This window comes from Lelliottia sp. CFBP8978 (assembly GCF_034046055.2).
Classification (GTDB): domain Bacteria; phylum Pseudomonadota; class Gammaproteobacteria; order Enterobacterales; family Enterobacteriaceae; genus Enterobacter.
The window spans coordinates 2,968,817-2,981,831 of record NZ_CM188253.1 but is presented as its reverse complement, the minus strand read 5'-3'; the positions used below and the strand labels follow the sequence as shown (position 1 = coordinate 2,981,831).

The window sequence follows — 13,015 nt, the reverse complement described above, 5'->3', positions numbered from 1 at the left end:
GGCAGTGTTGTGCTGTCGGGCTGCGTGCTTACAGCGGTGAATCCTGACTTATTTCATCCAGTGATAAATGGAAACTCGGCACAAACACCTGCATAAAGTAATCCATCTCTTCACTGCGGCGTGATTCGAGCGTTTTTTCCAGACGCGTCTTCGCCAGCAAAAATTCGTTATTTCCGGCGGACAGTTCTTCCAGACACTTGAGATAAGCGCACAGCGCATCCGCCTGCTTCACCAGCAACCTTTCTTCTTCGCTGCACTGATGCTCATCGATCAGCGGGGCAAAAATATCGCGTAGCTCTTCAGGCACCATATCCACCAGTTTCTGCTGGGCGATTTTCTCGATGGCCTTATATTCCTGCGCTATCTGGGTGTTGAAGTATTTTACCGGCGTGGGTAAATCTCCGGTCAGCACTTCTGATGCATCATGGTACATCGCCAGCAGAGCAATACGCTCGGCATTGACGTTGCCGTTGAATTTACGGTTTTTGATAGCGGCCAGCGCGTGGGCGACCATCGCCACCTGCAAACTATGCTCAGAGACGTTTTCGGTGCGCACATTGCGCATTAACGGCCAGCGGTTGATGAGCTTAAGGCGGGATAAGTGGGCGAAGAAATGACTCTGACTCATAAGATACCTTTTGTCTTGCACTGCGACAGATTTCATTGTGAGGGGAGGGGCGGCAAGATGCAAATCAGGCTGCCAGTGGCAGCCTGAAGGAAGGTTACTGATGATAACCGGAGAGGAAGCGTCCAAATCGGGTAATGGCCATTTCCAGGTCGTCCTCGCGTGGCAAGGTCACGATACGAACGTGATCCGGCCATGGCCAGTTAAAGGCGGTTCCCTGTACCAGCAGCACTTTTTCCTGTAACAGGAAGTCGAGCACCATTTTTTGGTCATCATGAATATTGAAGCGCTTTGCGTCAATTTTCGGGAACATATAGAGCGCGCCGTTTGGCTTCACACAGGATACGCCAGGGATATCGTTGATCAATTCCCACGCGCGGTTACGCTGTTCGTACAAACGACCGCCAGGCACGATAAACTCGCTGATGCTCTGATAGCCCCCAAGCGCTGTCTGAATGGCATGCTGTGCGGGAACGTTGGCACATAAACGCATTGAGGCCAGCATTTCAAGACCTTCGATATAGCCTTTGGCGTGCTTTTTCGGCCCGTTCAGTACCATCCAGCCCTGACGGAAACCCGCAACGCGATAGGTTTTAGACAGCCCGTTAAAGGTGACGGTCAGCAGGTCTGGTGCCAGTGTGGCGATAGAGTGATGCTGTGCGTCGTCATAAAGGATCTTGTCGTAAATCTCATCGGCAAAAATGATCAGGTTGTGCTGACGGGCGATCTCGACGATCTCCATCAACAGCTCTTTAGAATAGACTGCACCCGTTGGGTTGTTGGGGTTTATGATGACGATACCGCGGGTTCGTGGCGTAATTTTGGCGCGGATATCATCCAGGTCCGGGAACCAGTCAGAAGATTCGTCACACAGATAATGCACCGCTTTACCACTGGAAAGCGATACGGCAGCCGTCCATAGAGGATAATCGGGCGCCGGAACCAGCATCTCGTCGCCACTGTTCAGCAGTGCCTGCATTGCCTGCACGATCAGCTCTGAAACGCCGTTGCCGATATAGATATCCTCAACGGTCACGTCCCTCATTCCACGGGCCTGGTAGTGCTGCATAATCGCTTTACGGGCCGAATAGAGACCTTTTGAATCACAGTAACCTTGCGCAGTGGGCAGGTTGCGGATCACATCAACCAGGATTTCGTCCGGCGCGTCAAAACCAAATGGCGCAGGGTTACCGATGTTGAGTTTCAGGACTTTATTGCCTTCCTCTTCCAGGCGTTTTGCCTCTTTGAGAACCGGGCCACGGATGTCGTAACAGACGTTATCTAATTTGCTGGATTTTTCGATAGGGGACATGAATCTTTGACCTTTTAGCTGTTGTTGCCACTTCCTGCCGTGGAAGTCAGCACGGAACAATGTACTCCCACCGCGCTGCGTTTTGAAGGGTGCACAGAAGAAGATTTTGCCGAGATGGATAAATCACATGAAATGTATTTCTCTGGTGAGCGGGGTGATTCGACGGCTGATGCATCGCCTAATGATGATAGCGCAGCGTATTGTCTTGCTTATTTATTCCTTTATTGTATTTTATCCTGCCTGAAACTCAGGGATCGTCGTGTACAGGAACATACCGGGATTGTTACCTCAGTAACCTTTCGTAAAAGCAGAATGCTGCTTAATATCTCTGGCGTTCGGGCGCTTCTGACGAACGTTAAGCATGTGAAAATAATGTTAAGCATTATTAATGAATAAACCTAATCTAAATTAATGTTTATATATTAATGAGGCCAAAATCTTAACTTTCGTTAATTTTAATAAAATTAGTTTAGCCGCTAATCAACATTGATTAATCAGAGTTAATGGAATAATACTTATAAATAAAGTGGATTTGGGTTAAGATGTCGCCTCAGGGAAACAGTTGAATGTAGACATGTTTGTCTATTTTTTTCAGTTTTTCCTGAATTAGTTGATTGTTATTGTTAGAATTATCTCTATTATACTGGATATGCAACACCTTGCTGATGAACCCGTGTTGTGGAAAAGATGCTGCTGCTTTGGGATTTCTTTAATGGAATTTACCTAAATCGGTAAAACATCTAAATATCCTGAACGTTAAGAGAATAAAAATATCGTCATGGAACGTTGTTTCTGACTTCTGCTATACACCAGCCAATAACTATCTGTCAGGTAGTCTGCCGGTCGGGCAGCTCCGCACGAGCAACTTGTAAGTGAATAGATATGATAAATGCAAATCGTCCGATAATGAATCTCGACCTCGATCTGCTGAGAACCTTTGTTGCGGTCGCTGATCTCAATACATTTGCAGCCGCTGCTGCTGCCGTCTGTCGCACTCAGTCGGCTGTCAGCCAGCAAATGCAGCGGCTTGAGCAACTGGTCGGCAAAGAACTTTTTGTACGCCATGGTCGTAATAAACTCTTAACCGAGCATGGGATTCAGTTACTGGGTTACGCCAGAAAGATACTTCGCTTCAATGATGAAGCATGTATGTCACTCATGTTTAGCAACCTTCAGGGTGTTTTAACTTTGGGGGCATCTGATGAATCTGCCGATACAATTTTGCCGTTCTTGCTCAACCGAATCAGTTCGGTATATCCGAAGCTTGCGTTGGATGTCAGAGTAAAACGAAATGCTTTCATGGTCGAAATGCTAAAAGACCTGGAAGTTGATCTCGTGGTGACCACGCATCGTCCAGGACAGTTCGATTGTCTGACGCTGCGCACGTCACCGACGCATTGGTACTGCGCAGCAGAATATGTGCTGCAAAAAGGCGAGCCCATCCCGCTGGTGCTGCTTGACGATCCAAGCCCATTCCGCGATATGGTATTGACTGCGCTGAATGAAGCTAATATTCCGTGGCGCCTGGCTTATGTGGCCTCCACGCTGCCAGCGGTGCGCGCTGCTGTTAAAGCTGGCATTGGCGTGACGGCTCGTCCGGTTGAGATGATGAGCCCTGATCTCCGCGTTCTGGGTCACACTGACGGTCTGCCATCGTTGCCGGACACGGAATATTTGCTTTGCCACAATTCTGCCAGCAATAACGAGCTGGCGAAGATTGTCTTTGAAGCGATGGTTAACTACCACAATCCGTGGCAATACGAACATGTTACTCCAGAAGGGGGGGGCGACTCCCTGGTGGTTGAAGGGGATTTTTAGTGATCCAGGTCTTAAAATTCTCGTAACAATTTGTAAATGTAAAAATGAACCACTCGAGCGAATTTATCGCGGAGTGGTTTTTTTTTGCCACAAATATCGCCATGAAATCTATGGATATTATAAATAATCTTTAATTATCATAATCCTGAATGTAATCGCTGAAATTATGCTCTTATCACGTTTTGTCTTCCATAAATGCAGGTTGATGTTAAAAAACCAGCAAAAATGTTGCCGTTTTTTAGATTGAATTAACAAAAGCGTGTCTCAGATCAAGAAAATACTCCCATTTAGGGGGAGGAATCAGCAGCAAATCCTGTCAAAATAGGAGGGTAATATTTCTTTTACTGCAAAACGGACACGATTCAACAGCATGCGGTTGACGTTAAGTCATGTACCCACCAGGGTTAAAGGGCATGAAATGTTAATGAGAATCGATCTATGTGATTTAATGTGAAGAAACCTTTGTTAAAGTTGACAAAAGGTTATAGAAAGGAGTAAAAAACCACATCATTTTGCTGTCTATGTCTCATTTCTGACAGTCGGTGTAAGGTTATTTATTCCTCCCCATGAATCGATGTGATGTCCATCTGCCAGCAAGAGCAGAGCTGTAGATATCACTTTTGATGAGTAAGCAATGAGTATGTCAACATCCACAGAAGTCGTCGCTCATCACTGGGCATTCGCAATCTTTCTTATTGTTGCCATTGGCCTGTGCTGCCTGATGTTAATCGGCGGCTGGTTCCTGGGCGGTCGCGCCCGCGCAAGGCACAAAAACACCCCATTTGAATCGGGTATCGATTCGGTAGGTACTGCTCGCTTACGCTTGTCCGCCAAGTTCTATCTGGTGGCCATGTTCTTCGTCATCTTTGACGTGGAAGCGCTGTACCTGTTCGCATGGTCAACGTCAATCCGCGAAAGTGGATGGGTAGGCTTTGTCGAGGCCGCAATTTTCATTTTAGTGCTACTGGCCGGTCTGGTTTATCTGGTGCGCATCGGCGCGCTGGACTGGACACCTGTGCGTTCACGCCGTGAACTGGTTAACCCGGAAAACAGTAACTCTAATCGTCAGCAGTAACAGCGAGGCAATAAGATGGATTATACGCTCACCCGCATAGATCCTAACGGTGAGAATGACCGTTACCCCCTGCAAAAACAGGAGATCGTAACCGACCCCCTGGAGCAAGAAGTCAACAAAAGCGTGTATATGGGCAAGCTCGAACATGCCATGCACGATATGGTCAACTGGGGGCGTAAAAACTCCATCTGGCCATACAACTTTGGTCTTTCTTGCTGCTACGTTGAAATGGTGACGTCATTCACTGCGGTGCATGACGTTGCGCGTTTTGGTGCTGAGGTACTGCGTGCTTCACCGCGTCAGGCTGACCTGATGGTTGTGGCAGGAACCTGCTTCACCAAAATGGCACCCGTCATTCAGCGTCTCTACGACCAGATGCTCGAGCCGAAATGGGTTATCTCCATGGGCGCCTGTGCAAACTCCGGTGGTATGTACGACATTTATTCTGTAGTGCAAGGCGTGGATAAGTTTATCCCGGTGGATGTTTACATCCCTGGCTGTCCGCCGCGTCCGGAAGCTTACATGCAGGCGTTGATGCTGCTGCAGGAGTCGATCGGCAAAGAACGCCGTCCGCTCTCCTGGGTTGTAGGTGACCAGGGGGTGTATCGCGCCAATATGCAGTCTGAGCGCGAGCGTAAACGCGGCGAACGTATCGCAGTCACTAATCTGCGTACGCCTGACGAAATTTAATTTGCGCCTGTGGGCATGGAGTAAACCTTCGCATATCACTATACAAATAGCGCGAAGCCACGCCCGACAGTCACCACGGACCATTTGCAATGGTGAACAATATGACCGACTTAACCGCGCAAGACGCCGCATGGCAAACCCGGGATCATCTGGATGACCCGGTCATTGGCGAACTGCGCAACCGTTTTGGGCCGGATGCCTTTACTGTTCAGGCCACCCGCACCGGGGTACCCGTTGTTTGGGTGAAGCGTGAGCAATTGCTGGAAGCGGTAGAGTTCTTAAAGAAACTGCCTAAACCTTACGTCATGCTGTTTGACTTACACGGCATGGATGAGCGTCTGCGCACCCACCGTCACGGTTTACCCGCGGCGGATTTTTCCGTTTTCTACCACCTGATCTCAATAGACCGCAATCGGGATATCATGCTCAAGGTGGCATTGTCTGAAAACGACATGCATCTGCCGACGATCACCAAACTTTTCCCGAACGCCAACTGGTATGAGCGTGAAACCTGGGAAATGTTCGGTATGACCTTCGATGGCCACCCTCATCTGACGCGCATCATGATGCCGCAGACCTGGACCGGCCACCCGCTGCGTAAAGACTATCCGGCACGCGCCACCGAATTCGACCCGTTTGAGCTGACCAAAGCCAAGCAGGATCTGGAGATGGAAGCGCTGACCTTCAAACCGGAAGACTGGGGCATGAAGCGCAGCACCGAAAACGAGGACTTCATGTTCCTCAACCTCGGTCCTAACCACCCATCTGCGCACGGTGCTTTCCGTATTATCCTGCAGCTTGATGGCGAAGAAATTGTCGATTGCGTTCCCGATATCGGCTACCACCACCGTGGTGCTGAAAAAATGGGTGAACGCCAGTCATGGCACAGCTACATTCCGTACACTGACCGTATCGAGTATCTCGGTGGTTGCGTGAACGAAATGCCGTACGTGCTGGCCGTTGAGAAACTGGCCGGTATCAAAGTGCCTGAACGCGTTGACGTGATTCGCGTCATGCTCTCTGAGCTGTTCCGCATTAACAGTCACCTGCTGTACATCTCCACGTTCATTCAGGACGTTGGTGCGATGACGCCGGTGTTCTTTGCGTTTACCGACCGTCAGAAAATCTACGATCTGGTTGAAGCGATTACCGGCTTCCGTATGCACCCGGCCTGGTTCCGTATCGGCGGTGTCGCACACGATCTGCCACGTGGCTGGGATCGTCTGCTGCGCGAATTCCTCGACTGGATGCCGAAGCGTCTGGCTTCTTACGAGAAAGCCGCGCTGCGTAACACCATTCTGATTGGCCGCTCTAAGGGCGTTGCTGCTTACGGTGCAAAAGAGGCGCTGGAGTGGGGCACTACGGGTGCTGGTCTGCGTGCAACCGGTATTGATTTCGACGTGCGTAAAGCCCGTCCATATTCTGGCTACGAAAACTTCGACTTTGAAGTGCCGGTTGGCGGCGGTGTCTCCGACTGCTACACCCGCGTGATGCTGAAAGTAGAAGAGCTGCGCCAGAGTCTGCGCATTCTTGAGCAGTGCCTCAACAATATGCCGGAAGGCCCGTTCAAAGCCGATCATCCGCTGACGACGCCGCCACCGAAAGAGCGCACGTTGCAACATATCGAAACCCTGATCACTCACTTCCTGCAGGTTTCCTGGGGCCCGGTCATGCCGGCCAACGAATCCTTCCAGATGATTGAAGCGACCAAGGGTATTAACAGTTACTACCTGACCAGCGACGGCAGCACCATGAGCTACCGCACCCGTATCCGTACACCGAGCTATGCGCACCTGCAGCAGATCCCGTCCGCGATTCGCGGCAGTCTGGTTTCCGACCTGATTGTGTACCTGGGTAGTATTGATTTTGTTATGTCAGATGTGGACCGCTAATTATGCACGAGAATCAACAACCACAAACCGAGGCTTTTGAGCTGAGTGCGGCAGAACGTGCGGCGATTGAGCACGAGATGCACCACTACGAAGACCCGCGTGCGGCGTCCATTGAAGCGCTGAAAATTGTCCAGAAACAGCGCGGTTGGGTGCCAGATGGCGCGATTTATGCGATCGCGGATGTGCTGGGTATTCCGGCAAGCGACGTGGAAGGTGTGGCAACGTTCTATAGCCAGATTTTCCGCCAGCCGGTTGGCCGTCACGTCATCCGTTACTGTGACAGCGTTGTCTGCCATATCACCGGTTATCAGGGGATTCAGGCCGCACTCGAGAAGAAACTCGACATTAAGCCAGGTCAAACGACGTTTGATGGTCGTTTTACCCTGCTGCCGACCTGCTGCCTGGGCAACTGCGACAAGGGGCCGAGCATGATGATTGATGAGGACACTCACAGCCATCTGACGCCGGAAGCGATTCCTGATCTGCTGGAGCGGTACAAATGAAAACAGTCATTCGCACTGCTGAAACTCATCCGCTGACCTGGCGTCTGCGCGATGACAAACAGCCGGTATGGCTTGACGAATATCAGAGCAAAAACGGCTACGAAGGGGCTCGCAAAGCCCTCTCCGGCATGGCGCCCGATGAAATCGTCAATGCGGTAAAAGACGCTGGCCTGAAAGGCCGTGGCGGCGCAGGCTTTTCCACCGGTCTGAAGTGGAGCCTGATGCCGAAAGACGAATCCATGAATATCCGTTACCTGCTGTGTAACGCGGATGAAATGGAGCCAGGCACTTATAAAGACCGCCTGCTGATGGAGCAGCTGCCGCACCTGCTGGTGGAAGGCATGCTGATCTCCGCGTTTGCGCTGAAAGCCTACCGGGGTTACATCTTCCTGCGTGGTGAGTACATCGAAGCGGCAGAGAATCTGCGTCGCGCGATTGCAGAAGCCACCGAAGCGGGCCTGCTCGGTAAAAACATTCTCGGCACCGGTTTTGATTTTGAACTGTTTGTGCACACCGGTGCAGGGCGCTATATCTGCGGTGAAGAAACCGCACTGATCAACTCCCTCGAAGGCCGCCGCGCGAACCCACGCTCCAAGCCGCCATTCCCGGCAAGTTCCGGCGTCTGGGGTAAACCGACCTGTGTCAACAACGTCGAAACCCTGTGCAACGTTCCGGCAATCCTTGCGAATGGCGTGGAGTGGTATCAGAACATCTCCAGCAGCAAAGACGCGGGGACCAAGCTGATGGGCTTCTCCGGTCGAGTGAAGAACCCGGGTCTCTGGGAGCTGCCATTTGGCACGACGGCACGTGAAATCCTCGAAGACTACGCTGGCGGTATGCGCGATGGGCTGAAGTTTAAAGCCTGGCAGCCGGGCGGCGCAGGGACCGACTTCCTGACCGAAGCTCACCTCGATCTGCCGATGGAATTTGAAAGCATCGGTAAAGCGGGCAGCCGTCTGGGTACGGCGCTGGCGATGGCCGTTGACCATGAAATTGGCATGGTCTCGCTGGTGCGTAATCTGGAAGAGTTCTTCGCGCGTGAATCCTGCGGCTGGTGTACACCATGCCGTGACGGTTTGCCGTGGAGCGTGAAGATTCTGCGCGCTATCGAGCGCGGCGAAGGCCAGCCGGGCGATATCGAGACACTTGAGCAATTGTGTCGATTCCTCGGTCCGGGTAAGACCTTCTGTGCCCACGCACCAGGCGCTGTTGAGCCATTGCAGAGCGCGATTAAATATTTCCGCGAAGAATTCGAAGCAGGCATCAAGCAGCAGTTCAGCAATACCCATTTGATTAATGGTATTCAGCCGAACCTGCTTAAAGCGCGCTGGTAGCGATACTGAATTTTGATTAACGCTCAGTCTTAGACTGAGCCAACTGGAAGCATGCTAATGGCTACGATTCATGTAGACGGCAAAGAATACGAGGTCAACGGGGCGGACAACCTGCTAGAAGCTTGTCTGTCTCTCGGCCTTGATATTCCGTATTTTTGCTGGCATCCGGCGCTGGGCAGCGTCGGTGCTTGCCGCCAGTGTGCGGTAAAGCAATATCAAAACGCGGAAGACACGCGTGGTCGCCTGGTAATGTCCTGTATGACGCCAGCCACCGAAGGCACCTTTATTTCTATAGACGATGAAGAAGCGAAACAGTTCCGTGAAAGCGTGGTTGAGTGGTTGATGACTAACCACCCGCACGACTGTCCGGTCTGTGAAGAGGGCGGTAACTGCCACCTTCAGGATATGACCGTTATGACCGGTCACAGCTTCCGTCGCTATCGCTTTACGAAACGTACTCACCGTAATCAGGATCTGGGGCCGTTCATCTCTCATGAAATGAACCGCTGCATCGCCTGTTACCGCTGTGTTCGTTACTACAAAGACTACGCGGACGGTCAGGATCTGGGCGTCTATGGCGCACATGACAACGTCTACTTTGGTCGTCCGGAAGACGGTACGCTTGAAAGCGAATTCTCCGGAAACCTGGTCGAAATCTGTCCGACCGGCGTATTCACTGATAAAACGCACTCCGAGCGTTATAACCGTAAATGGGACATGCAGTTTGCGCCAAGCATCTGCCAGCAATGCTCCCTGGGTTGTAACACCAGCCCTGGCGAGCGTTACGGCGAGCTGCGTCGTATCGAAAACCGCTATAACGGTACCGTTAACCACTACTTCCTCTGCGACCGCGGTCGTTTCGGCTATGGCTATGTGAACCTGAAAGACCGTCCGCGTCAGCCGGTTCAACGTCGCGGTGATGATTTCATTACCCTGAATGCTGAACAAGCGATGCAGGGCGCGGCCGATATTCTGCGCCAGTCGAAGAAAGTGATCGGTATTGGTTCCCCGCGTGCCAGCGTCGAAAGCAACTTTGCGCTGCGTGAGCTAGTCGGTGCGGATAACTTCTATACCGGTATCGCTCACGGCGAGCAGGAACGTCTGCAACTGGTGCTGAAAGTCCTGCGCGAAGGCGGTATTCGTACCCCTGCGCTGCGTGAAATCGAATCCTATGATGCCGTACTGGTGCTGGGTGAAGATCTGACGCAGACCGGTGCACGTGTTGCGCTGGCGGTTCGCCAGGCGGTGAAAGGTAAAGCACGTGAAATGGCAGCGGCTCAGAAAGTGGCTGACTGGCAGATTGCGGCAATCCTGAACATTGGCCAGCGCGCCAAGCATCCGCTGTTTGTGACTAACGTCGACAACACCCGTCTGGATGATATCGCTGCATGGACTTACCGTGCGCCGGTTGAAGATCAGGCGCGCCTTGGTTTTGCCATTGCACATGCCCTGGATAACAGTGCGCCGGCCGTTGAAGGTCTGGATCGCGATCTGCAAAGCAAGATCGACGTGATCGTACAGGCACTGGCGGGGGCGAAGAAACCGCTGATTATTTCCGGGACAAACGCCGGTAGCCTTGACGTCATTCAGGCGGCAGCGAACGTTGCCAAAGCCCTGAAAGGGCGTGGGGCTGACGTTGGCGTCACCATGATTGCCCGTGCCGTGAACAGCATGGGGCTGGGGATGATTGGCGGCGGCTCTCTGGAGTCGGCGTTGAGCGAACTCGAATCGGGTGCGGCTGACGGCGTTATCGTGCTTGAGAACGACTTACATCGTCATGCTTCTGCGGCTCGCGTGGATGCTGCTCTGTCTAAAGCGCCGCTGGTGATGGTTATCGACCATCAACGTACAGCGATTATGGACAAAGCACACCTGGTACTGTCTGCCGCAAGCTTTGCGGAAAGCGACGGTACGGTGATTAATAACGAAGGCCGCGCACAGCGTTTCTTCCAGGTTTATGACCCGTCTTACTACGACAGCAACACCGTGATGCTGGAAAGCTGGCGCTGGCTGCACTCATTGCACAGCACCGTGGAAAACCGTCAGGTGGACTGGACGCAGCTCGATGATGTGATCGATGCCGTGGTCGCAAAACTACCGCAGCTGGCTGGCATTAAAGAAGCTGCGCCGGACGCGAGCTTCCGCATTCGCGGCCAGAAGCTGGCCCGTGAACCGCACCGTTACAGTGGCCGTACCGCCATGCGCGCGAATATCAGCGTGCACGAACCGCGTCAGCCGCAGGATAAAGACACGATGTTTGCCTTCTCTATGGAAGGGAACAACCAGCCGTCTGCTCCGCGCTCTCAGGTGCCGTTCGCATGGGCTCCGGGCTGGAACTCCCCACAGGCATGGAACAAGTTCCAGGCTGAAGTGGGCGGCTCTCTGCGCCACGGCGATCCGGGTGTGCGTCTGATTGAAGCAAGCGAAAACGGTCTGGATTACTTCACGATCGTGCCGGCAAGCTTCGAGGCCCAGGAAGGCAACTGGCGTATCGCGCCTTACTACCATCTGTTTGGTAGCGACGAGATGTCCCAGCGCTCTCCTGTGTTCCAGACGCGGATGCCACAGCCATACATCAAGCTCAATCCGGCAGATGCCGCGAAGCTTGGCGTTAACGCGGGCAGCCAGATCTCCTTTAGCTATGAAGGCCAGACCATCAGCCTGCCGCTGATTATCTCCGAAGGTCTGACAGCAGGGCAGGTGGGTCTGCCGATGGGTCTGCCGGGTATCGCACCGGTGCTGGCGGGCGCGCGTCTTGATAATCTGCAGGAGGCACAAGCATGAGTTGGTTAACGCCGGATCTCATCGAAATTCTGTTAAGCATCCTTAAGGCGGTGGTCATTCTGCTGGTGGTTGTCACCTGCGGTGCGTTCATGAGCTTTGGTGAACGTCGTCTGCTCGGTCTGTTCCAGAATCGTTACGGACCGAACCGCGTGGGCTGGGGTGGTTCACTCCAGCTGGTCGCGGACATGATCAAGATGTTCTTTAAAGAAGACTGGATCCCGAAATTCTCGGATCGCGTCATCTTTACTCTTGCTCCAATGATCGCCTTTACCTCGCTGCTGCTGGCGTTTGCTATCGTTCCGGTTAGCCCGACCTGGGTTGTGGCTGATCTGAATATCGGGATTCTATTCTTCCTGATGATGGCAGGCCTGGCGGTTTACGCGGTGCTGTTCGCGGGCTGGTCCAGTAACAACAAATACTCGCTGCTGGGTGCGATGCGTGCGTCTGCGCAGACCCTGAGCTACGAAGTGTTCCTGGGCCTCTCCCTGATGGGCGTGGTGGCGCAGGCCGGTTCATTTAACATGACCGACATCGTTAACAACCAGGCCGACATCTGGAACGTCATTCCGCAGTTCTTTGGTTTTGTCACCTTTGCTATCGCGGGCGTGGCGGTCTGTCACCGTCACCCGTTTGACCAGCCAGAAGCCGAACAGGAACTGGCCGACGGTTATCACATTGAATATTCCGGGATGAAATTCGGTCTGTTCTTCGTGGGGGAGTACATCGGTATCGTCACCATTTCCGCGTTGATGGTAACGCTGTTCTTTGGTGGCTGGCATGGCCCGTTCTTACCGCCGTTCATCTGGTTCGCGCTGAAAACCGCGTTCTTCATGATGATGTTCATTTTGATTCGCGCCTCATTACCGCGTCCACGTTATGACCAGGTAATGTCCTTCGGCTGGAAAGTGTGCCTGCCGCTGACGCTAGTCAACTTGTTGGTAACGGCGGCTGTCATTCTCTGGCAGCAGCCATAAGGGGCAAT

11 protein-coding genes are annotated in these 13,015 nt (G+C 52.6%); 9 read left to right on the top strand and 2 right to left on the bottom strand.

Translation table 11 applies throughout. The features are described from left to right. Window positions 1–28: 28 nt before the first annotated feature. Together yfbR and alaA are read right to left on the bottom strand one after the other, a co-directional pair. On the bottom strand, window positions 29–628 hold the full coding sequence (gene yfbR / locus SOM82_RS14005) for a 5'-deoxynucleotidase (RefSeq protein ID WP_154127446.1): 600 nt from the start codon (window positions 626–628) through the stop codon (window positions 29–31). Window positions 629–722: 94 nt separating this feature from the next. Then, the gene (gene alaA / locus SOM82_RS14000; protein ID WP_320459731.1) at window positions 723–1,937 is read right to left on the bottom strand and encodes an alanine transaminase AlaA; all 1,215 of its coding nucleotides are present in this window, start codon (window positions 1,935–1,937) and stop codon (window positions 723–725) included. Between the two features lie 114 nt (window positions 1,938–2,051). On the opposite strand from alaA, the gene SOM82_RS13995 reads away from it, so the two are divergent. The 9 genes from SOM82_RS13995 (at window position 2,052) to nuoH (ending at window position 13,007) form a co-directional block, all read left to right on the top strand. After that, window positions 2,052–2,333 (top strand): hypothetical protein, encoded by a 282-nt coding sequence (locus SOM82_RS13995; RefSeq protein WP_501083531.1) that lies wholly within the window; start codon window positions 2,052–2,054, stop codon window positions 2,331–2,333. A gap of 486 nt (window positions 2,334–2,819) precedes the next feature. Then, window positions 2,820–3,755, top strand: coding sequence for a transcriptional regulator LrhA (gene lrhA, locus SOM82_RS13990; protein ID WP_154127444.1), 936 nt, complete (start codon window positions 2,820–2,822; stop codon window positions 3,753–3,755). Between the two features lie 634 nt (window positions 3,756–4,389). After that, window positions 4,390–4,830 (top strand): NADH-quinone oxidoreductase subunit NuoA, encoded by a 441-nt coding sequence (gene nuoA, locus SOM82_RS13985; RefSeq protein ID WP_154127443.1) that lies wholly within the window; start codon window positions 4,390–4,392, stop codon window positions 4,828–4,830. Between the two features lie 15 nt (window positions 4,831–4,845). Beyond that, a complete protein-coding gene (gene nuoB / locus SOM82_RS13980; RefSeq protein WP_003861482.1) occupies window positions 4,846–5,520 on the top strand; it encodes an NADH-quinone oxidoreductase subunit NuoB in 675 nt (224 codons plus the stop codon). 89 nt (window positions 5,521–5,609) lie between these two features. Beyond that, window positions 5,610–7,412, top strand: coding sequence for an NADH-quinone oxidoreductase subunit C/D (gene nuoC / locus SOM82_RS13975; protein WP_154127442.1), 1,803 nt, complete (start codon window positions 5,610–5,612; stop codon window positions 7,410–7,412). A 2-nt stretch (window positions 7,413–7,414) separates the two neighbouring features. Next, window positions 7,415–7,915 carry an NADH-quinone oxidoreductase subunit NuoE gene (gene nuoE / locus SOM82_RS13970; protein ID WP_095282749.1) on the top strand — a complete coding sequence of 167 codons (501 nt, stop codon included), beginning with the start codon at window positions 7,415–7,417 and terminating at the stop codon, window positions 7,913–7,915. Next, a complete protein-coding gene (gene nuoF / locus SOM82_RS13965) occupies window positions 7,912–9,249 on the top strand; it encodes an NADH-quinone oxidoreductase subunit NuoF (RefSeq protein WP_320459733.1) in 1,338 nt (445 codons plus the stop codon). Before nuoE ends, nuoF begins: the two co-directional genes overlap by 4 nt. A gap of 57 nt (window positions 9,250–9,306) precedes the next feature. Then, window positions 9,307–12,033 (top strand): NADH-quinone oxidoreductase subunit NuoG, encoded by a 2,727-nt coding sequence (nuoG, locus tag SOM82_RS13960; protein WP_320459734.1) that lies wholly within the window; start codon window positions 9,307–9,309, stop codon window positions 12,031–12,033. Next, on the top strand, window positions 12,030–13,007 hold the full coding sequence (nuoH, locus tag SOM82_RS13955) for an NADH-quinone oxidoreductase subunit NuoH (protein ID WP_095282746.1): 978 nt from the start codon (window positions 12,030–12,032) through the stop codon (window positions 13,005–13,007). Before nuoG ends, nuoH begins: the two co-directional genes overlap by 4 nt. Window positions 13,008–13,015: the final 8 nt, after the last annotated feature.